Here is a 20,394-nt window from a genome sequence, read left to right as displayed (position 1 = left end):
AGGAGTATGCCTAATGAAGTTTGATACGCCCGCGAGCACAAACCCGATAGATCAGATGAAGGTGATCGGTCAGCCAAAGGATCGTGTTGAGGGCAAACTGAAGACGACCGGCACAGCCACCTATGCTTACGAACAACGAGCCGCACTAAGCCCTCCCGCCTACGGCTATGTTGTCGGCTCGGCAATCGGCAAAGGTCGGATATCGTCTATCGATTCAAGCGAGGCACGGCAAGCCAGCGGTGTCATCGCCATCGTCACCCACGAAAATGCAGGTCAATTGGACAGGGGTATATTTTACGTTGATCGGGCACTTGCCGGGCCGAAAGTCGATCACTATCACCAAGCCGTAGCAATCGTCGTGGCAGAGACGTTCGAACAAGCCAGGGCGGCTTCGGCATTGCTGAGGGTCTACTACGTCAGAGAAACTGGCGCCTACGACCTCTCAGCACAGCGAGCGTCTGCCACTACGCCAGCGGCGGGCGCGTTTGGCCCTCCCCCACACACTGAGATCGGGGATTTTGAAGGCGCATTTACGCAGGCCGCAGTGACACTCGACGGCCATTACACCACTCCGGATCATGCGCACGCGATGATGGAACCTCACGCTACCATTGCTCAATGGCAGGGTGACAAACTGACGCTTTGGACGTCGATCCAACAGATGAATTGGGGCGTCAGAGACCTGGCTAAAACACTGGGGATTCCCAAAGGGAACATTCACCTCATTTCGCCCTACATCGGCGGCGGCTTTGGCGGCAAAGGCACTATCTTGTGCGACGCGGTATTGGCATCTCTTGCCTCGAAAGAGGCTGGACGCCCGGTGAAGGTCGCACTTCCCCGACCGCTTATGTTCAACAACCTGACCCATAGGCCTGCGACGATTCAAAGAATCAGGCTCGGTGCCAACTCCGACGGCAAGCTCACTGCCGTTGGTCATGAGAGCTGGTCGGGCAATCTGCGAGGTGGGCGCACTGAAGCCGCCACCGCATCGACCCGAACATTGTATGCGGGTGCTAACCGCATGACCCGCCTCTATCTTGCCCAACTCGACCTTGCTGAAGGGAGCGCCATGCGTGCGCCCGGTGAAGCGCCGGGCATGATGGCTCTGGAGATTGCCATGGACGAGATGGCAGAGAAACTGGGGATGGATCCCGTAAGATTTCGTGTTATCAACGACACCCAAGTAGATCCCGAGCAGCCGGATCGCCGGTTCTCTCAACGCCAGTTAGTAGAGTGCCTGAATAAGGGGGCTGATCATTTCGGCTGGGCGCGACGTAACACCCATCCGGCCAAAGAACTCCGTGACGGATGGTGGGTTGGCTTGGGAATGGCCTCCGCGATCCGAGGTGCACCTACGACAAAGTCCGCTGCTCGAGTCCGGCTTGACCGCGAAGGCATAGTCACCGTCGAAACTGACATGACCGACATCGGCACCGGCTCTTACACGATTATTGCCCAGACTGCTGCGGAAATGATGGGCGTGGATATGGACAAGGTAAACGTAAACTTGGGCGACTCGCACTTCCCGGAATCATCCGGTTCGGGCGGTCAATGGGGCGCTGCCTCATCTACGGCAGGCGTCTACGCTGCTTGTGTGAAGCTCAGGGAAGCCGTTTCGATGAAGCTGGGCCTTGATCCGACCCTCACCGAATTTGTCGCTGGCCACGTTCGTCAAGGGTCGATAAGTCTGCCATTGACCACTGCGACAAAGGACGGCGAGCTGGTGTCCGAAGACTTCATGGAGTTTGGCGACCTCGCCAAGGAGTACGCTCAGCAAACTTTTGGCGCCCATTTCGTTGAGGTTGGAGTAAATGCTGCCACTGGCGAGATCCGTATTCGTCGTCAACTGGCAGTGTGCGCAGCGGGCAGGATACTCAATCCAAAAACGGCACGAAGTCAGATCATCGGGGGAATGACCATGGGCGCCGGTGCTGCGCTCATGGAGGAAATGGTCGTGGATCATCGCCTAGGTTTTTTTGTTAATCACGATCTGGCCAGCTATGAAGTGCCGGTACATGCCGACATCCCCCATCAGGAGGTTATTTTCCTGGATGAGGTTGATCCCTATGCCACGCCGTTGAAGGCTAAAGGCGTCGGCGAGCTAGGTATTTCTGGCGCCGCTGCGGCGATTGCCAACGCTATCTATAACGCGACCGGCATTAGAGTCCGTGACTATCCCATTACGCTCGATAAGCTGATTGACCACTTGCCGGAAGTCGGCTGACCTTAACGCTTTACCATCGGAGTCATCAATGCAGCTGAGCCGCACGAACCTGGCAGATATCATTTATTTCCTTGCCATCGCTCGGCACCAGAGCTTCAGGAAAGCTGGGCTGGACGTGGGGATCAGCGCGTCTGCGCTAAGCCATGCCATGAAAGGGCTAGAGACACGGTTGGGCGTTCGACTGCTTAACCGCACAACACGAAGCGTGACGCTTACGGCAGCTGGCGAAGAGCTGCAGGGCCTCATCAGCGCGCCGGTAAATGATATCGGTCAGGCGCTGGAGGCCCTGAACCGGCTGCGCGACGAGCCTGCCGGACGCATCAGACTAAACGTCTTGAGCGACGGCGCGAAACTCATCCTCGGCCCGGTCCTCCCAGTCTTCGTTGATCGCTATCCGGATATAGAGGTTGACCTCACCGTCACGAATCGAATGGTAGATGTCATTGGTGACGGCCATGATGCGGGGATACGTTACGGCGGGACGGTGCCCGAAGACATGATCGCCCAGCGACTCTCTCCCGATGTCGCTTGGGCCGTCGTTGGCGCGCCGGATTACCTGCAGCGTTTCGGAATTCCGATGCATCCGGACGACCTGCACCATCATCGGTGTCTGCGTGTGCGCCTGGGCAATGCACGCATCTACCACTGGCAGTTCTCGAAAGGCGGTCAGCAGATGGAGATAGATGTGCCGGGGCCCATCACTATTGATGAGGGTCGCGTCGGTGTGGCGATGGCTATGCGCGGCGTAGGCTTGATGTACGTCCCGCAGAAGGTAGTCGAGCGGCAGATTGCGGAAGGATCTCTGCAGCGGGTCCTTGTGGATTGGACTCACTATGACCCAGGCTTTCACATTTACTACTCAAGTTTCAGACAGATACCTGTTGGTCTGCGCCTGCTCATTGACCTCATACGTGAGCTTGAGCCGATGGGGCCACTCCCCTAGCCGCTACTCGTTGATCCATAGAGGATAAGTCGTGCTTGATACTCGACGAAAGCTCTTGGAGGTCACTGACTGCTTGTACCGACTCTTAAGCTATACAGGGATCTACTTCTCCACAAAATGACTGACACAGGTTGGGCAAAGCATTGATTCAGGAGCATCCAGAAGAACGGCGGCCTGCTCAATCCCAAGAAGGCGCTGTTGGTCAGATTCATACTTTTTACCTGGCCTATAGAATCGACCAAATTGCCCTTGTGCCTACCGATGACTTGCTTTAGCTTAGCTCGTGTGATGGCTACGGGCCATGCCTCTTCGGCATGACACCGGGTAGCAATACTTACAACGCCCTGGACTACTCATGAAAAGATTTGTCGTACTCGACAGTTTCCGCGGCCTCTGCGCGGTTGCCGTCGTGCTGTTCCACACTTACGTGGTGCAAAGCATTGCCGAACTCGAGTTTTTCAAGAACGCCTTCCTGCTCGTGGAGTTCTTTTTTATCCTCAGTGGTTTTGTGTTGTTTCACACCTATGGCCAGCGTTTGAACAACGCGACCGATTATAAAAATTTCTTCATCAGTCGTACGGCTCGCCTGTATCCCCTGCACTTGACCATGTTGGGCGTTTACCTGGTACTGGAAATGGGTCGCTCGCTGGCTGAGAGGAAAGGCTTCAGTTTCAACGAACCGGCGTTCAGTGGCGCCACTTCGATGGACGAATTTCTTCCCAACCTGCTCCTGCTGCAATCCTGGCTGAACAGCGCCATGACTGGCTCGTTCAATTACCCCTCCTGGAGTATCAGCATCGAGTACTACCTGTACTTGATATTTGGCGTCATGGCATTGCTGGCGCGCACCAGCAAGGTCAAGGTCTTCGCAATGGTGTCCCTGGCAGCGTTCATCACCTTGTGGAACGGTGAATCCTGGCTGAAGCTGGAAATCTTCCGCGGCGCTTCGTGTTTCTTCGCCGGTGCCTGCCTGTACGTGCTCTACGATCGCATCAAGGACCTGGACCTGGACGCCGTGGACTTCAATCTGCTGGAGATTGCCCTGGTGCTGGGCAGCTATCGTCTGCTGGTGTCGAACATCGATCACAAGGGCGTGTATGCCAGCCTGCTGTTCTGTGTCTTGATTCTGGTATTTGCGTTCGAGCGCGGCGTGGTTTCGCGACTGTTGCACCAGCGCTTTTTCGTCTGGCTGGGCGCCCTGTCGTTCTCCATCTATTTGACCCACGCCGCCATTCTGTTTGTTTTCAAGAGCGCCGTGATCGTGCTGTCGAAAGTGCTGCACACCGACCTGACAGAGACCTTGCAGGGCCATGACATGCCCAACATGGTCAAGTACATCTCGACCCACAGCATATGGCTCGACAACGGCATCGTGGTCTTGCAGTTGGCGGCGGTACTGCTGGTCTCGACATTGACGTACAAGTATGTCGAGATGCCGGGCGTGCAATTGGGCAAGCGACTGACTCGCCGCAAAGGCGCAACGCCGGGCCCTACCCTGCAAGGCACCGCGCAGTAACTTTTAAAGCAGCCTAACGCCATCCCTTTTGGGGTGGCGTGTTGCAGCCCGCGGTCGCTCTTGACGCCATGAGGAGCATCGATGCAACTGGAATGGCTGGAAGACTTCATCGAACTGGCGCGCACTCGCAGCCTGTCGCGGGCCGCCGAGATACGCTGTGTGACCCATCCCGCTTTCGGTCGACGCATCCGTGCTTTGGAAGATTGGGTTGGCGTCCCCCTGATCGAACGCAAACAGCCATTGTCCCTCACCCCCGCCGGCCTATTGTTTCTGGACGCGGCGAGCCAATCGATGGAGCTGCTGCTGGCAGCCCGTGCGCAGTTCCAGACCATCGGTCTCAACCGTGACCAGCCACTGCGCATCGCCACCGGACGCACCCTGGCACGTGTGTTTTTTCCCGACTGGTACCAGTCGCTGCACCAGCGCTTCGGCGCGTTCCCCGTATCACTGGTTACCGGCGGCGCGCAAGAAGCCATCCTCAAGCTGACCGCCGGCGAGGTCGACTTGCAACTCATCTACTCCAGCCCCCTGACGCGAATTCTGGTGGACGCCGAACGCTTTGATTCCAAGGTGCTCGCGCAGGAACAACTTGTACCGGTAAGCGCTCCCGATGAAAGCGGCCAGCCGCGATTCGCCATCGGTCCGGACAGCGACGACTCCAGCATCGCATGGTTGGGCTTGTCGCCCTCGTTGTCACTGCGTGGCGTGCTGGCTCAGCACCTGGCCAAGCTGCCGCAGCGCCTGGCATTGCGCATGATCTACCAAGCCGACTCCTACGAGGCGATTCTAGAAATGGCCAAGCGCGGTTCCGGACTCGCCTGGCTGCCTGGCATGGTGGTCAAGGATGCATTGGCTGCTGGCGAGCTGGTGCTCGCGGGGGGCAGCGAACTGCACATCCCGTTCGATGTTTCGTTGCATCGACTGCGCGCCAATCGAAGCGAACAGGTGATGCGCATCTGGGAAGGCCTGGATCCGGTTTGAGTCGCCCATTGCGCGCACTGTTACGGCGCATTAACAAAAAACACCGGCCCTGCGGCAAGTCTGTCACACCCGCGATTACGAGCCCGTGCCGGATAGGCTCGGGCTTGTGCCCAATCAGCAATTGTCCGCGACGCAACGTTGATTCACCTTGGTCTCGGGCCAGGTAGCCACGAAGGCGCAGACCTTCCACCGCTGCCCGGTCGTTTTCACCCATAACAATGACTGCCATCGTGTCCACCAACTGCCTGTGCCCGGTGGACGGATCGATAATCGTGAAACGAACCCGGAAACCACCCATGAGTACAGCCTCGACCACTCTGCACGCGACCCCGGCCACTACCCGGCGCGGGCCATGGAAAGAGATCATTGCCGCCAGCTTCGGCAACGCCCTGGAATTCTATGACCTGCTGATCTACGGCTACTTCGCCGTGGTGATTGGCAAACTGTTCTTCCCGTCCGACAACGAGACCACCTCGCTGCTGCTCGCGGTGGGCTCGTTCGGCATCTCGTTCCTGATGCGTCCACTGGGCGCCATCGTGCTGGGGTCCTACGCCGACCGCGCGGGGCGCAAAGCATCGCTGACGATGTCGATCCTGATCATGCTGATCGGCACCGCCATGATCACCTTTACCCCCTCCTACCAACAGATCGGTATCGCCGCGCCGTTGTTGATCATCGTCGCGCGCATGCTCCAGGGCTTTTCCACCGGCGGAGAGTTCGGCGCCGCCACCGCTTTCATGGTCGAGCATGCCGACCCCAGCCGCCGAGGCTTCTTCGCCAGTTGGCAGTTGGCGACCCAAGGCCTTGCCACCGTGCTGGCGGCGGGCGTCAGTGCTCTGCTCAGCTACCTGCTCAGCGATGTGCAGTTGAACGACTGGGGCTGGCGCGTGGCATTCGGGGTCGGCTTGTTGATCGGCCCGGTCGGCTTCTACATTCGGAGCCAGATCGACGAAACCCCTGATTTTCAGAAAGTCGCCGCCAAGGGCGAAGCCAAGACCCCGCTGCGCGACGTACTGGTCAAGGGCCGTACCAGCCTCCTGCTGTCCATTGGCGTGGTGGCTGGCGCGACGGCGTTCAACTACGTACACAAGCTGTACATGCCCACCTACGCCCTGAAACAACTGCAGATTACTGCCACCTCCTCCTATCTGGGCGCGCTGGTCACTGGTGTGATGTTGATGTTCATGGCGCCGGTGTTCGGCAGCCTGTCGGACCGCTTTGGTCGCTTCCGCGTGCTCACTCTGGCGCTGTTGATCACCGGACTGTCGTCCTATCCGATGTTCGTCTGGCTGAATCTGTACCCCAGCGTCACGACCCTGCTGATGGTGCAAGCAGTGGTGGGGATCTTGATCGCCGCCTGCCTGGGGCCGATCCCGGCGATGCTCGCCGACATTTTCCCCACCAGCATCCGCGGCACCGGACTCGCGCTGAGCTACAACTTTTCCGTGACCCTGTTCGGTGGTTTCGCTCCGCTGATCGTGACGTGGATGATCGACGCTACCGGCAGCAAACTCGCGCCCAGCTTCTATGTGGTGGCCACCTCGCTAGTCAGCGTGATTGCGGTGATCGTTCTGGGTAGACGCATGCGTAATCATCGCCCCACCTGAGCCGTGTGCTTGCAAAAACTCAATACCCTGACATCCACGCTGCCCTTTACTGCCAAAACACCTTTTGTCCGCAGGAGACCTGCATGAAGACCTTGGAACAAGTACGCGCTACCCTGACCCCCTACCCCATCGAGGTGGAATTTCCCGACATTCGCCCATGGCAGGAAGGGAACTGCGGCGTCGATTACGTGCATTCTTTCGACAGCGGCCTGGCCGGCCCTCACGTCATGGTGATGGCGTTGACCCACGGCAACGAGGTCAGCGGCGCGATTGCCTTGGACAGGTTGCTCAAGGATGAAGTGCGCCCGGTACGCGGTCGCCTGACACTGGCGTTTGGCAACGTCGCCGCCTATCACGCCTTCGACCCGGATGACATCGACGCCACTCGCTATCTCGATGAGGACATGAACCGGGTTTGGTTGCCGAGCAAACTCGATGGACCAGAGGACTCCATTGAACTGCGCCGGGCACGGGAACTACGCCCCATCGTCGATACGGTGGACCTGCTGCTGGATATCCATTCCATGCACGAGGAAGCGCCGCCGATCATGATGTGTGGCGCCCAGACCAAAGGGATGGATTTCGCCGCCACACTGGGTGTTCCGCGAACCGTGGCCGCCGATGCCGGCCACCCAAATGGCCGCCGCCTGCGCGACTACCAGGATTTCGCAGACCCGTTGAGCCAGAAAAATGCCTTGCTGATCGAGACCGGGCAGCACTTCTCCCAACGTAGCTGTGAGGTAGCCATGGACGTAACGGCTCGCTTTCTTGTGACGACGGGGGTGGTGGAGCCAGCAGACATGGCTAACTACATCAGCACGAGTGCGCCGCAAGCCCAGCGCTTCTTGCAGGTTACCGAGCCGGTGGTGGCCCGAAGCATGGAGTTCGCGTTCGTCGAGGACTTTCGTGGGTTGGAGTTGATTGGCGAGGCTGGGAGTGTACTGGCTTGGGATGGCGACCAAGCAGTGGTCACGCCATACGATGATTGTGTACTGGTGCAACCGTCGCTACGGCATTTGGGCAATGGCGTGACGGTGGTGAGGTTGGCGCGTGTGGTCGAGCGGTAGTGGGATCACACGCTCCCTTCCCGCGCCGACCCAAGGACCCTGTTGATCGCGGAAACCACCTGCATCGTCGCCTGTTCGAGGCTGCCGTCATTACGGCAGCAAACCCAGCCGTGATCTGCAATCGCCCGTTCGAACGCGTGGGTACAAGCGGCATGTTCTTGCAGGGTATGGATCACCGTACTGCTGAGTCCGCGCCTTCGTGCTGCTGCCCTCGCCCATGAAATATCCGGGTCTGTGACAACCCCAACATGCAGGTCGGGCACTCGCACGTTTCGATCGAGGTTCAGCTGCAGAATGTCCGCGAATGGGATCATCCGGCGAAAAGCGGCCTCCGATGGGTACCAGCGATCGATCAGGATGATGCTGTCGCGTGGCTGCCGGGTCAGCACGTGCTGGGAGATCCAGGCCCGGCTCTGGGCAAAACGCTCACAGATCTCCCACTCCAGATCCTCACCGGGACTTCTCGCCAGTTGGTTGACCAGAATCATGGTTCCAGCCCTGAACGGATCGCTCTTGCGCTCGCATAAACGGATCACTTTCTTGTCGTCGGCCCTCAATAGTTTAGTTACGGCCTCCAACAGCGTGGTTTTTCCGGTGCCCTTGGGCCCGTCGAGAGAAACGAATAATGGAAGATTCATTGTTCACGTAACGATGGAGATACGGTTTAAATGCGGTGGCATGGGTAAAGCGCTGCCAGTAATGATACAGCAGCGCACCATGGCTAGCAGACGGCCAGAGGTGGCTGGAGTTCATCTGCGTGGAGTGGGCGTGGACGGCCGTCGCCTAACGCCCCGCTGGTGGTACCGCAGATGAAGCAGGACTGTGGGCGCAGATGACCGACTAACAGTATGCCGATTACCCTGCGGCCTGCTCCGTGCGTCTGGCTTTAAAGGTCAACGCAAACCCTACCAACACCACCGCAGCGAACCCGGCTGGAAACAGCCAGATACTTTTCCAGTCATGTTGCATGCCCGTTGCATAGTGATCGGTCACCTGCCCCGCTACCCAGAAGCCAATCAACATGCCCAACCCATAGGTGGCCAGGGTGATCAGGCCCTGTGCCGAGCTGCGGAAGCGTTCAGGCGTCTTGGCGTCGGTGTAGATCTGCCCGCAGACGAAAAAGAAGTCGTAGCAGACACCATGCAACGCGATGCCGATCAGCAGCATGGCGACTTCTTCCCCGCCGCTGCCATAGGCGAACAGCAAGTAGCGCAGCACCCAGGCGAACATGCCGACCAGCAGCGCGATCTTGATGCCGAAGCGGGCAATGAACAGCGGCAGCAGGAGCATGAACAGCACTTCGGACACTTGCCCGATGGCCATCTTCGCGGTGGGATTGGCGATGCCGATCTCGGCCAGGAACGGGTTGGCGTTCTGGTAGTAGAAAGCCAGTGGTATGCAGATCAGGATCGAGGCCAGGAAGAAGATCAGGTAGCTGCGATCCTTCAGAAGCCCCAAAGCATCCAGGCCCAGCACTTGACTCAGTCCCTTGCGCTCGCTGGTGGCCTGCAAAGGTGCCGTGCTGGGCAGGGTGAAGCTGTACAGCCCAAGAAGCAGCGAAGCGACGGCCGACATCAGGAAAGTATTACGCAGTGCGCCACCGGCGATACCTTGAGCAGAATCCCAGGCGAAAACCATACTGATCACCACGCCGGCGACGATCCAGCCGATGGTGCCCCATACCCGGATGCGGGAAAACTCGCGAGCCGGCTCTTTCATCTGGCGGAAGGCAACCGAGTTCACCAGGGCCAAGGTCGGCATGTAGGCCACCATGTAGGCCAGGACATAGGGATAGAACGCGGCGAAATCCGCTGCTCGATAGAGTTGATACAACAGCACCGCGCCCAGCAAGTGCAGCACGGCAAGGATACGTTCGGCGTTGAACCAGCGGTCGGCGATCAGACCGATGACGAAGGGCGCAATGATCGCACCCCAGGATTGCGTCGAGAATGCCAGCCCGATCTGGCTGCCGCTGGCGCCCAGGCCCGTCGCCAGGAATGTTCCCAGGGTGACGAACCAGCCACCCCAGATGAAGAACTGCAGGAACATCATCACGCTCAGTCGGGCGTTCATCGTTTTCATTGCGCTCACCGTTTTATTGTTATGGCAGGTGTCGGTCGAAAGCTTGGGCGGTTCAGTCTTCGGGCAAACCCAGTAATCTTCGGTTGGATTGCACGTCGGCGGACACGCCGGCGAAATCATCGAAAGCGCGTTGCGTGCGCTTGATCATGTGTCGCTCGATGAAGGCAGCACCCTCACCTGCGCCTTGCGCCGAATCCTTCAGGCAGCATTCCCACTCGAGCACGGCCCAACCGTTGAAGCCGTACTGAGTCAACTTGCTGAAGATCGATTTGAAGTCCACCTGGCCGTCACCCAGCGAGCGGAAGCGGCCCGGCCGATCGACCCAGTCCTGGTAGCCGCCATACACGCCGGAGCGGGCATCGGGACGGAATTCGGCGTCCTTGACGTGGAACATGCGGATGCGCGCGTGGTAACGATCGATGAAACCCAGGTAGTCCATCTGCTGCAGCAGCAGGTGGCTGGGGTCATACAGGATGGCGGCGCGCGGATGGTGGTCGACTGCCTGCAGGAAGCGCTCGAACGAGGCACCGTCGTGCAGATCCTCACCGGGGTGAATCTCGTAGCACAGGTCGACACCGGCCTCTTCGAAACAATCGAGAATCGGCAACCAGCGCCTGGCCAGCTCGGCGAAACCCTGCTCGACCAGACCATTGGGCCGCTGCGGCCACGGATAGACATAGGGCCAGAGCAAGGCGCCGGAAAAGGTCGCGTGGGCGGTCAGGCCCAGCCGTTGGCTTGCCTGTGCAGCAAGCTTGAGTTGGTCGATGGCCCACTCGGTGCGGGCTTGTGGAGCATTACGCAAATGCACCGGCGCAAATTCGTCGAACACCGCGTCGAAAGCTGGATGCACAGCCACCAGTTGGCCTTGCAGGTGCGTGGACAGCTCGCTGATCTGTACGCCGGCTTTGGCGCACACCGCATTCAGCTCGTCGCAGTACGCCTGGCTTTGCGCTGCGCGCTCCAGGTCGATGTAGCGCGTGCCGAGCGTGGGCAGTTGAATCGACTTGTAACCTTGGGACGCAGCCCAGCCAGCGATGTTGGCCAGGTTGTCGAAGGGCGCTTCGGACGACATGAACTGCGCCAGGAATATACCTGGGCCACGCAGCCCCGTCTCGGCAGGAGGGTTCATTGTGCAATACTCCGTGAGGAAGATGGGCAGATCAGTTCGGTCCACTTGGCGTCGCCGCGGTGGTTGATGAGTGCGGCTTCGATGAAGGCCATCCCACGCAGGCCGATGTCCATGCCGGGTACGCCTGGCACCTGGTTGCCGGCCCCGCCCGCCTGGATGGCGTCGGCAAAATCCACGTACAGATTGGCCATCGCCTCCAGGTAACCTTCGGGATGCCCTGCGGGCAAACGCATCCGGCGCGTGGCGGCGTCACTGAGCCAAGGTTGGCCAAGACCCGAACGCAGGATGCGCATGGGCTGGTCCAGCGAACGGTGGATCAGGCTGGATGGCTCTTCCTGCCGCCATTCCAGCCCGCCCAACTCGCCATAGACGCGGATCTTCAACGGATTCTCTTCGCCGGCGCAGACCTGGCTGGCGATCAGAACTCCGCTGGCCCCGCCGCTCATCTTGATCAGCACACTGACGTCGTCGTCCAGTTGGCGACCTTCGACATGGGAGCCGAGCATGGCGCTGAGGCAGTACACCTGCTGATCGGCAACGAATTCAGCCAGGCTAAACGCATGCGTACCGATGTCACCAATGCAGCCGCCGATGCCCGACCGCTGCGGATCGTCGCGCCAGTCGGCCTGTTTGTTGCCTTGGCTGGCGATGTCCTGGCTGAGCCAGCCTTGCGGGTATTCGACGATGACTTTGCGCACGGCACCGATGAGGCCATTGCGTACCAGCTCGCGGGCTTCCCAGACCATGGGGTAGCCCAGGTACACGTGGGCCAGGCCATAGAGCCGGTCACTGCCGAGCAAGGTCTGGTCCAGCGCCTGCAGCTCGGCCAGGTTCAAAGCGGCGGGCTTTTCGCTGAACACATGGAAGCCTGCCTGGATCGCGCGCTGTGCGACGGGTGCATGAAGATGATTGGGCGTGACGTTGACCAGCAACTGCATGCGCTGGTCTTCGGGGAGCCGCGCTTCGGCCTCGATCATCTCCCGCCAGTCGCCATAGACACGCTGTGGCGCGAGCCCCAACGCGTTTCCAGTACGCTGATTGTTCAGCGAATCGCGGCTGAAAGCGCCGCACACCAGATCGAATCGCCCATCCAGCGCCGCCGCCTGCCGATGTGCCAAGGCAATGAACGACCCTTCCCCGCCACCGACGAAACCCATTCTGGTTTTTTGCATGACATCCAGCCTCTAGATCCTTGTCAGCTCAGCGCTGGTCAGATCAGCAATCAATGATCTGGCGATGTAACCGGTTACATTCGTTCATGGAATCTAGGCGTCAACGCGTCCCCTGTCAAACACCATCGGGCGGATCATCGCGGTACCGGAGGCAGTGGCAAACTGAGGTAAGCTTTGCGTCGGGATTACCGGGGACGAGGTAGGCGTGTCGAATATTCGTGAAGTGGCGCGGCTGGCCGGCGTTTCGGTGGCAACCGTATCGCGTGCGCTGAAATCACCCGAACGGGTACTGCTGGCAACGCGCGAGCGGGTCAATGCTGCGGTGGAACAGGCCGGGTACCGGCCAAACCTGATGGCCGTGCAGTTCCGTTCGCGACGCACGTTCAACCTGGTCATCCTCGTGCCGCATATTGCCAACAGTTTTTTTGCTCGTGTCATCAGCGGCGCGCAGAAAGCTGCCCAGTCGGCGGGCTATCGTGTATTGCTGTGCGACACGTTGGGCTGCGAAGCGACCGAGCGCGAATATGCCGACCTGGTGCACGCCCATCAAGCCGACGGCGTCCTGCAGCTGCGCGCCTACGATCCATTCGCGTCGACTACCGACGCAGCCGACCTGCCCCCTATCGTCAACGCCTGCGAAATACTCGAGGGGGGCCGTCATCCCACCGTCAGTCTGGATAACCATGGCGCTGCGCGAGCGGTCACAGAACACCTGCTTGCCCTGGGCCACCGACGTGTGGGTTTGATCAACGGGCCTGCCACCAGCCCGTTGACCCGTGATCGGCGTGCGGGCTACGAGGCAGCCTTGCGTGCAGCAGGCATCACACCCGATGCCAAGTTGATTTGCCCAGGGGATTTCAGCCTGAAAGCAGGCTATAACGGAGCACTGCAGTTGCTCGGCATGCCCGAGCGCCCTACTGCATTGTTCTGTGAAAGCGATGAGATGGCCATTGGCGCATTGAAGCGCATCAAGGAAATGGGCCTGCGAGTTCCCCAGGACGTTTCCCTGGCCGGCTTCGACGACATCGAACTGGCTGCCTATTGCGACCCACCGCTGACGACCATCGCCCAGCCAGCCGAGTGCTTCGGCCAGCACGCGGTGGACATGCTGATCAGTTTGATCGAGAAACGCCCCCTTGAAGTGCGGCACGTGACGCTGCCCCACAGCCTGGTCGTTCGGCAGAGCACCGCTGGCGTGCCCAACGGTGATATCGCTAGCGGGTGACAGACACGGGCTTTGAAATATCAACCACCGGAAACCGGCTTCTTCTGCCGCCTGCAACGTTCCGAACAGTAGCGGACCTCGTCCCAACAGCGCGCCCATTTCTTGCGCCAAGTGAACGCAAGACCACAGGTGACGCAGTGCTTTACCGGTAACTCACTTTTCCTCAAGACCCTCTCCATGGCAACGTTCACGGACTATTTGGGTAGCCAACCGACAGAGCTGTATAAAGATACAGTGCTCAGCTAGAATACCGCACCTGCCCATTATCCGGACATACGCATGGATCTTCATCTTAGCCAGACCAGCGCAGCTATCGCCATGGTCAACAGGCTTCAAGCCGAACTGACCGATTTGGGCGAAGTATTGCGAACTGCAGCAGACCACGTACGTGTCGATGCCATGTTTGGTCTGGATTTCAGGCCCGAGGATGCGGTGCGCAACGAACCCATAGAAGTGCGTGTACTGGAAGGTGACGAGGCGGTACAGGCGGCGTTCGAGGCGTTGACCAGTATATGGGTCAAAGTGGGTCAGCACCCGCGGGAAACATTGCGTGTGCCTGGTGCCATCGCCCTGCCCCGCACTGCCATCGACAAGATCCTGCAGACCAATGCGACGCGTGTCGAACTGGGCAAGTTGATCGGTGCCATCGACAAAACCAACGACCGCCGCAACGTGTGGAACCGCTTCAAAGGCAGCGGAAATGGCATCGTGCCCAAGCAAGCCCTGCGTCTGACCAACGTGCTCACTGCGCCGTCGAACATCAACTTTTATTGGGATGACACCGGTTCGTCCGGCGCCCGCAAGATGGCCGGTGATCTGCTGCAAGAGTGGCACGAGCTACTCGATCAATATCATGACAAACAGGCAACGGTGCACCACTCCTCGGAAGCCGCTGCCGAGAATGCTCTCGTCTACGGCATTGACATGCTGGGCAAGCTGGACCCGCAAGAACAGGTTGCCATTCGCCGCTTGGTTCAGCCTCATATCCGGGCACGGGTCAGGAACGGCGACTCGAAGGTCAAACCCATCATCGCGCCAGTGCCCTTCGTGTATGAAACGGGTATCGCACCGCCCAAGATAAAGCCGCTCTCGAGTTACGAACCTAAAGTTGTGATCCGCAAGAACACCCGTCTGGCGTTGCTGGAGGAAGAGCCTTATGTGGAGGCAATGAATCTCTATCGTTATAAGGATAGGCATCGGGTTTATGGACCTCTGCAAAAAAAGTCAGCTGAAGAGGGCTAGGGAGTTGATGCTTGAAGCCAGCTAGCAAGGAAGGCTGACGCCGTGCTGTCTATTAATAACATCATGATAGGGTAAAGATTTTGACTTAGCCCCTTCCCTCTCGACGTAGCCACATTGAATTAAAACCTGCGCCTGGCACCCTGCCCCGCTTGGTGATTACTAAGTTGATAATACGGAAATGAAAGCAACTCGTAGCGGAGCCTCGTCATGATGTTATTGTTTATGGCTAAAGGCATCCTGGTGAACGCAGCAAAGCAGCCTGGTGCTCCTTACTGATCACCTTTGAGGAAGATTCACGGAGGAAACCATGTGCGACGGCGCGTCATGATGTTATCTATGGTTTTACGGTTAATTCAACGAGGTTGCCGCCCCTTCTGCATCGCCTATAAAGCTGCTCTTCACTTTGACCAGGCTCTTCAAGTGTCCGCCGCCGCCCTCTCTGCACGAGAAACTTGCCAACTGCTTCGTGACGTCGCTCTAGGTATTCGCACCTTGCACCGTCTCGACGAAACGGATTGGGCCGATGCCTACGGCACAGCGATGACCGTCGGCGCCGACGGCTGGATCATCACCTTTCACAACCATGAAAACGGGCGCTTTCATTGCGAGCGTTGTGAAAGCCCGGACGGCCGCACCTACCTCTTCGATTCATCCCACCACTACGGCACCGACCCTATCGAGCTTCTAAGTACCTGGGAGCACACCAGGCTGGCGGAAATACTGGCGACTGTTTAAAGCAAGCTTTCGATGGCGGCAACTGTCAATGCGAATCGTTTGCGGATAGAATCCGCTGCCATTTCGCTAGCCTCCCCTGCCTGGAACGATGAACCCATGCGTCGCACGTTACTTTCGCTGTGCCTGCTGCAAGCTGCCCCGGTGTCTGCCTGGGCTTCCGAACCCGTCGAAGCCAGCGGAAACCTCCAGCTCGAAGCGGTGAACATCGAGGCCGACAGTGACTATGAACGCGCGGATGGTCCGGTCACGGGTTACAAAGCCACCCGCTCCATGAGTGCGACGCGCACAGACACGGCCCTGCACGAGACGCCTCAGTCGATCAGCGTAGTGCCCCGTGACGTATTGGAAGACACCGCCTCCACTCGCTTGCAGGACGCGCTGGATTACGCAGGGGGTGTCGGCCGCGCCAACAACTTCGGTGGTCAGGGCCTGACCACTTTCACCGTACGCGGCTTCACCACGGGCGAGTTCTACCGCAACGGTTTTCCAATCAATCGCGGCTACCCCAATGCGCCGGACGCCAATACCGTGGAACGCCTGGAAGTGATCCGCGGCCCGGCGACGAGCCTGTATGGCCGCGGTGATCCGGGCGGCACTTTCAACGTCGTCAGCAAGCAACCGCTGGCCGAGCGCAAGGTGACGATTGGCAGCCAGCTGAACGATCAGGGCATGCACCGCGCCACGCTGGATGCCGGCGGGCCGCTCAGCGAGGATGGGCGCCTGGCCTATCGGCTGAACGTGTTGGGCGAAGGCGGCGAGAGCTTTCGTGACCATGTGGAAACCGAACGCTACGACATCGCGCCCGTGCTCAGCTGGCAAGCCAGCGACGCTACCAAAATCGTCTTCGAAGGCGATTTCATGCGCAACAACCATCCACTCGATCGCGGCCTGACTCGCTACGCCACCCAGCGGGGCAGCGCTTCGCGCGACACCAATGTTTGGGAGCAAGGCCGTGACAACCTGCTGCACAACGACAACGACATGGCCCAAGTCAGGTTCGAGCACCGCCTCGATGACGACTGGACCCTGGCCGGCGGGATGCAGTGGCTTGACGGCAGCCTCAAGGGCAATGCGGTCGAGGCCAACGCAGCCCCGCTGGATGGACGTACCCTGCAGCGCAACTTCAACTACCGCAAACTGGAATGGACCGACCGCGACTATCAGCTGAACCTTACCGGCCATTTCGATACCGCGGGGTTTTCCCACACCTTGCTGGCCGGCGTGGAGTATGAAGATTATGACTACCGCTCGATCATCCAGCGCTCGTCCGCGGCGACCGGCACCTACCCCATCGACCTCTACAACCCGGTGCTCGGTCAGCCACGCCCAGCCCTCACCCGCACCACCACCCACGACACGGAAAACCTGAAAACCTTAGCCGCGTTCATTCAAGACCAGGTCGCCTTGACCGAGCGCTTCAAAGTGCTCGCAGGCGTGCGTCTGGAACGCTTCGAACAGGACTACGACAACCGCTTGCCAGGCTCTGTGGACTGGAAGGCCGCGCAGACCTCGGCAACACCACGGCTGGGTTTGATCTACGACCTCACCGATACACTGGCGCTGTACGCCAACACCGCGCGGTCGTTCAAACCCAACAGCGGCGCGAGCCGCGATGGCAGCGGGTTTGACCCGGAAGAAGGTAAATCTTACGAGCTGGGCATGAAGTGGGAAGCCCTCGATCAGCAGCTGAGCATCGACGGCGCCGTCTACCACATCGTCAAGGAAAACGTGCTCACCCGTGATCCGGTCGACCCGACCTACAGCGTCGCGGCCGGCGAAGTCACCAGCCGTGGCCTGGACATCACCATCGCCGGCAACCTCACGCCGCAATGGCGGATGATCGGTGGCTACGCCTACGTCGATGCGCGGGTGACCGACGACAACAACCTGCCCAACGGCACCCGCCTTGCCAACATTCCGCGCAACAGCTTCAGCCTGCTCAACACCTACGAGTTCCAGGACGGCGCAGCCAAAGGACTTGGCCTGGGCGTGGGCTTGAAATACATCGACGACCGCGCCGGACAGACCGCAGCCCAGACCTACACCATGGAGCGCTACAGCGTGGTCGATCTGCTGAGTTTCTATCAGGTGAACCCTCACGTACGCCTGAACCTGGAACTGCAGAATGTGTTCAACAAGGGCTACGACGAAGGCGCGTTCAACACGTACGCGTATCCTGGCGCACCGCGTACGGTTCAGGCGGGCGTGGCGTATACGTTCTGACCAAGAGCGATGACTGCCCAGGGCGAGATTTTCAGCTCATCCAATTGCCGCCATCGACATTATAGGTCTGGGCCACGACGTAGTCGCTTTCGTCGCTTGCCAGAAAGAGCGCCATGCCCACCAGGTCCTCGGCCGTGCCCATGCGACCGAAGGGGACTTCCTGGCTGACCAGACGCTTTTTCTCGCCCAGTGGGCGATTTTCGTACTTGGCGAACAACGCGTCGACGCCATCCCAGTGTTCACCCTCGACCACCCCCGGGGCGATGGCATTGACGTTGATCCGCTCCTTGATGAGATTGAGCCCGGCGGACTGGGTCAGGCTGATCACAGCCGCCTTGGTCGCACAGTACACACCCACAAGAGCCTCACCTCGCCGTCCTGCCTGACTGGCCATGTTGATGATCTTGCCCCCGTGCCCCTGGCCGATCATCTGCCTCGCGGCCGCCTGCAGGGTAAACAGCGTTCCCCCGACGTTGATCGCAAACAGCCTGTCGTAGCTCGCCCGGGTGATTTCGGTGATGGGCGCCAGGTCGAATAGCGCCGCGTTGTTGACGAGAATGTCCAGCTTGCCCGCGTGTGTCACCACACTGGCGATCGCTCGGTCGATGGAAGCTTGTTGGGTGACGTCCATTTCCACCGCGTAAGCCTGGGGGCCGAGTTCGATAGCCGTTGCCTGGGCTCGGTCCAGATCAATGTCGGCGATCGCGACAATGGCACCTTCACGAATGTACGCTTGCGCGAACGAGCGACCAATGCCTCGCGCAGAGCCAGTGATCAGTGCACTTTTATCGTTTAGTCGGTTCATCGAGTCAACCTTCGAGTTCGTGGAAACAAGGGCTTCACGGCTTGGGATAACCGGCTCTCTTCATGTCGCGCTCGGTCGTTGACTGAGCGGACGCCAAGGCCTGATCCACGGACATCTGTCCGGTGAGCGCGGCGGAGAACAGCTTGCCGACCGATGTACCGATCGACTGGAACTCGGGAATTACCACATACTGAATGCCCACGTATGGAACGGGCTGGGCGGAAGGCTGCGAAGGATCGGCATGCTGCATCATCTGCAAGGTGACCTGAGCAAACGGCGCCGCTGCCAGGTAGGCGTCGCTGTAGGTCGACATGCGAGTGCCCGGCGGAACGTTGGTGATACCGTCCTTGTCGGTGACCAGCTGGATGTACTGTTTGGACGTCGCCCAGGTGACGAACGCCTTCGCCGCGTCCTTGTGCCGAGAGGTGGCGGGAATCGCCAGCGACCAAGCGTACAACCACGATGAGCCCTTGTCGGTCACCTCAGTGGGCGCCGCAGCGAAACCAACACTGTCCACTACCCTGCTCTGCGCTTTGTCGGTGGTGAAGGAACCGGCCACGCTGGCGTCGACCCAGATCGCGCACTTGCCGCTGTTGAACAACGCCAACGTCTCGTTGAAACCATTGCTCGAAGCGCCGGGCGGCCCGTACTTCTTCAGCGTTTCGACATAGAACGTAGCAGCCGCCTTCCACTCGGGACTGTCGAATTGAGGCTGCCATTGCTCGTTGAACCAACGCGCACCGAAGGCATTGGCCATGGTACTGAGCAAGGCCATATTCTCGCCCCAGCCAGCCTTGCCGCGCAGGCACATACCGTATTGGCCCTTGGATGCATCGGTCAACCTGGCCGCGAAACCGCCTAGCTGTGACCAGGTTGGCGCTGGCGGCATGGTCAGCCCGGCGGCCTTGAACAGGTCGGTCCGGTAGTAGGTGACCGTACTTTCGCCGTAGAACGGCAACGCGTACAGCGTGCCGTTCACCGAGAGGCCTTGGCGGACGGCGGGAAAGATGTCGTCTACGTCGTAGTCGGCTGGCAGATCCTTCATCGGTTCCAACCAGTTTTTTGCGCCCCACAGTGGCGTCTCGTAAGTACCGATCGTGAGCACGTCGAACTGGCCACCCTGCGTCGCGATATCGGTCGTCAAGCGTTGCCGCAACACGTTCTCCTCGAGCACGACCCAGTTAAGCGTGATGTCGGGGTGCTGTTGTTCGAAGAACTTGGACAGCCGCTGCATGCGGATCATGTCACCGTTGTTGACGGTGGCAATGGTCAACGTCTCAGCGGCCTGTCCGGCGACGGCGAATGAAACACTCGCGGACAGGATCAACGCATTGGTAATCTTCATGAAGTTCTCCGCGTCCAGCCGGTTCGACCGGAGCCGTTGTTATTGTTCTGGTGCGCCGAGCCGTTGGATCAGCGACAGGTCGAGTAAAGCAGCTGCCC

At 59.4% G+C, this 20,394-nt stretch carries 17 protein-coding genes; 10 read left to right on the top strand and 7 right to left on the bottom strand.

Annotation, left to right across the window (positions count from 1 at the left end):
* Positions 1 to 13 precede the first annotated feature (13 nt).
* The 6 genes from paoC (at position 14) to H7993_RS02445 (ending at position 8,338) form a co-directional block, all read left to right on the top strand.
* Positions 14 to 2,224, top strand: a complete 2,211-nt coding sequence (paoC, locus tag H7993_RS02470) for an aldehyde oxidoreductase molybdenum-binding subunit PaoC (RefSeq protein ID WP_185793320.1) — start codon at positions 14 to 16, stop codon at positions 2,222 to 2,224.
* 28 nt (positions 2,225 to 2,252) lie between these two features.
* Complete coding sequence (locus tag H7993_RS02465; protein ID WP_122478024.1) at positions 2,253 to 3,167, top strand: LysR family transcriptional regulator; 915 nt, start codon at positions 2,253 to 2,255, stop codon at positions 3,165 to 3,167.
* A gap of 355 nt (positions 3,168 to 3,522) precedes the next feature.
* Positions 3,523 to 4,683: an acyltransferase family protein gene (locus tag H7993_RS02460; RefSeq protein ID WP_185793319.1), complete on the top strand. Its 1,161-nt coding sequence runs from the start codon at positions 3,523 to 3,525 to the stop codon at positions 4,681 to 4,683.
* Between the two features lie 81 nt (positions 4,684 to 4,764).
* Positions 4,765 to 5,664 (top strand): LysR family transcriptional regulator, encoded by a 900-nt coding sequence (locus H7993_RS02455; protein ID WP_185793318.1) that lies wholly within the window; start codon positions 4,765 to 4,767, stop codon positions 5,662 to 5,664.
* 296 nt (positions 5,665 to 5,960) lie between these two features.
* On the top strand, positions 5,961 to 7,271 hold the full coding sequence (locus H7993_RS02450; RefSeq protein WP_185793317.1) for an MFS transporter: 1,311 nt from the start codon (positions 5,961 to 5,963) through the stop codon (positions 7,269 to 7,271).
* An 83-nt stretch (positions 7,272 to 7,354) separates the two neighbouring features.
* Complete coding sequence (locus H7993_RS02445) at positions 7,355 to 8,338, top strand: M14 family metallopeptidase (RefSeq protein WP_185793316.1); 984 nt, start codon at positions 7,355 to 7,357, stop codon at positions 8,336 to 8,338.
* 5 nt (positions 8,339 to 8,343) lie between these two features.
* On the opposite strand, the gene H7993_RS02440 is transcribed toward H7993_RS02445, so the two are convergent.
* The 4 genes from H7993_RS02440 to H7993_RS02425 all read right to left on the bottom strand — a co-directional run bounded on the left by H7993_RS02440 (position 8,344) and on the right by H7993_RS02425 (position 12,721).
* A complete protein-coding gene (locus tag H7993_RS02440; protein WP_185793315.1) occupies positions 8,344 to 8,976 on the bottom strand; it encodes a dTMP kinase in 633 nt (210 codons plus the stop codon).
* A gap of 217 nt (positions 8,977 to 9,193) precedes the next feature.
* Positions 9,194 to 10,420 (bottom strand): nucleoside permease, encoded by a 1,227-nt coding sequence (locus H7993_RS02435; protein ID WP_185793314.1) that lies wholly within the window; start codon positions 10,418 to 10,420, stop codon positions 9,194 to 9,196.
* Between the two features lie 52 nt (positions 10,421 to 10,472).
* Positions 10,473 to 11,549: a sugar phosphate isomerase/epimerase family protein gene (locus tag H7993_RS02430; protein WP_185793313.1), complete on the bottom strand. Its 1,077-nt coding sequence runs from the start codon at positions 11,547 to 11,549 to the stop codon at positions 10,473 to 10,475.
* Positions 11,546 to 12,721 (bottom strand): Gfo/Idh/MocA family protein, encoded by a 1,176-nt coding sequence (locus H7993_RS02425; protein ID WP_244646823.1) that lies wholly within the window; start codon positions 12,719 to 12,721, stop codon positions 11,546 to 11,548. The genes H7993_RS02430 and H7993_RS02425 overlap by 4 nt, the downstream gene beginning before the upstream one ends.
* A 205-nt stretch (positions 12,722 to 12,926) precedes the next feature.
* Here H7993_RS02425 and H7993_RS02420 point away from each other — a divergent pair, with 205 nt between their 5' ends.
* Positions 12,927 to 13,946, top strand: a complete 1,020-nt coding sequence (locus tag H7993_RS02420; protein WP_122478000.1) for a substrate-binding domain-containing protein — start codon at positions 12,927 to 12,929, stop codon at positions 13,944 to 13,946.
* 20 nt (positions 13,947 to 13,966) lie between these two features.
* On the opposite strand, the gene H7993_RS02415 is transcribed toward H7993_RS02420, so the two are convergent.
* Positions 13,967 to 14,113 (bottom strand): DUF2256 domain-containing protein, encoded by a 147-nt coding sequence (locus H7993_RS02415; RefSeq protein ID WP_185793312.1) that lies wholly within the window; start codon positions 14,111 to 14,113, stop codon positions 13,967 to 13,969.
* Positions 14,114 to 14,225: 112 nt separating this feature from the next.
* Between H7993_RS02415 and H7993_RS02410 the strand changes: the two genes are divergently transcribed.
* From H7993_RS02410 to H7993_RS02400, 3 genes are all read left to right on the top strand, one after another.
* The gene (locus H7993_RS02410) at positions 14,226 to 15,188 is read left to right on the top strand and encodes a DNA replication terminus site-binding protein (RefSeq protein WP_185793311.1); all 963 of its coding nucleotides are present in this window, start codon (positions 14,226 to 14,228) and stop codon (positions 15,186 to 15,188) included.
* Between the two features lie 324 nt (positions 15,189 to 15,512).
* Positions 15,513 to 15,923 carry a DUF7693 family protein gene (locus H7993_RS02405; protein WP_244646821.1) on the top strand — a complete coding sequence of 137 codons (411 nt, stop codon included), beginning with the start codon at positions 15,513 to 15,515 and terminating at the stop codon, positions 15,921 to 15,923.
* A gap of 96 nt (positions 15,924 to 16,019) precedes the next feature.
* Positions 16,020 to 18,146, top strand: coding sequence for a TonB-dependent siderophore receptor (locus H7993_RS02400; protein WP_185793310.1), 2,127 nt, complete (start codon positions 16,020 to 16,022; stop codon positions 18,144 to 18,146).
* Positions 18,147 to 18,177: 31 nt separating this feature from the next.
* On the opposite strand, the gene H7993_RS02395 is transcribed toward H7993_RS02400, so the two are convergent.
* Complete coding sequence (locus H7993_RS02395) at positions 18,178 to 18,951, bottom strand: L-iditol 2-dehydrogenase (RefSeq protein WP_185793309.1); 774 nt, start codon at positions 18,949 to 18,951, stop codon at positions 18,178 to 18,180.
* A gap of 34 nt (positions 18,952 to 18,985) precedes the next feature.
* Positions 18,986 to 20,296, bottom strand: coding sequence for an ABC transporter substrate-binding protein (locus tag H7993_RS02390; RefSeq protein ID WP_122477992.1), 1,311 nt, complete (start codon positions 20,294 to 20,296; stop codon positions 18,986 to 18,988).
* Positions 20,297 to 20,394 lie beyond the last annotated feature (98 nt).

This window comes from Pseudomonas baltica (genome assembly GCF_014235765.1).
Taxonomy (GTDB): Bacteria; Pseudomonadota; Gammaproteobacteria; order Pseudomonadales; family Pseudomonadaceae; genus Aquipseudomonas; species Aquipseudomonas baltica.
This window is presented reverse-complemented; position numbering and strand designations above follow the sequence as displayed.

Bases quoted from the DNA above. Each gene is read 5' to 3' on its own strand.
- paoC (WP_185793320.1), top strand. From the start codon at position 14: ATGAAGTTTGATACGCCCGCGAGCACAAACCCGATAGATCAGATGAAG.
- H7993_RS02465 (WP_122478024.1), top strand. From the start codon at position 2,253: ATGCAGCTGAGCCGCACGAACCTGGCAGATATCATTTATTTCCTTGCC.
- H7993_RS02460 (WP_185793319.1), top strand. From the start codon at position 3,523: ATGAAAAGATTTGTCGTACTCGACAGTTTCCGCGGCCTCTGCGCGGTT.
- H7993_RS02455 (WP_185793318.1), top strand. From the start codon at position 4,765: ATGCAACTGGAATGGCTGGAAGACTTCATCGAACTGGCGCGCACTCGC.
- H7993_RS02450 (WP_185793317.1), top strand. From the start codon at position 5,961: ATGAGTACAGCCTCGACCACTCTGCACGCGACCCCGGCCACTACCCGG.
- H7993_RS02445 (WP_185793316.1), top strand. From the start codon at position 7,355: ATGAAGACCTTGGAACAAGTACGCGCTACCCTGACCCCCTACCCCATC.
- H7993_RS02440 (WP_185793315.1), bottom strand. From the start codon at position 8,976: ATGAATCTTCCATTATTCGTTTCTCTCGACGGGCCCAAGGGCACCGGA.
- H7993_RS02435 (WP_185793314.1), bottom strand. From the start codon at position 10,420: ATGAAAACGATGAACGCCCGACTGAGCGTGATGATGTTCCTGCAGTTC.
- H7993_RS02430 (WP_185793313.1), bottom strand. From the start codon at position 11,549: ATGAACCCTCCTGCCGAGACGGGGCTGCGTGGCCCAGGTATATTCCTG.
- H7993_RS02425 (WP_244646823.1), bottom strand. From the start codon at position 12,721: ATGCAAAAAACCAGAATGGGTTTCGTCGGTGGCGGGGAAGGGTCGTTC.
- H7993_RS02410 (WP_185793311.1), top strand. From the start codon at position 14,226: ATGGATCTTCATCTTAGCCAGACCAGCGCAGCTATCGCCATGGTCAAC.
- H7993_RS02405 (WP_244646821.1), top strand. From the start codon at position 15,513: ATGATGTTATCTATGGTTTTACGGTTAATTCAACGAGGTTGCCGCCCC.
- H7993_RS02400 (WP_185793310.1), top strand. From the start codon at position 16,020: ATGCGTCGCACGTTACTTTCGCTGTGCCTGCTGCAAGCTGCCCCGGTG.
- H7993_RS02395 (WP_185793309.1), bottom strand. From the start codon at position 18,951: ATGAACCGACTAAACGATAAAAGTGCACTGATCACTGGCTCTGCGCGA.
- H7993_RS02390 (WP_122477992.1), bottom strand. From the start codon at position 20,296: ATGAAGATTACCAATGCGTTGATCCTGTCCGCGAGTGTTTCATTCGCC.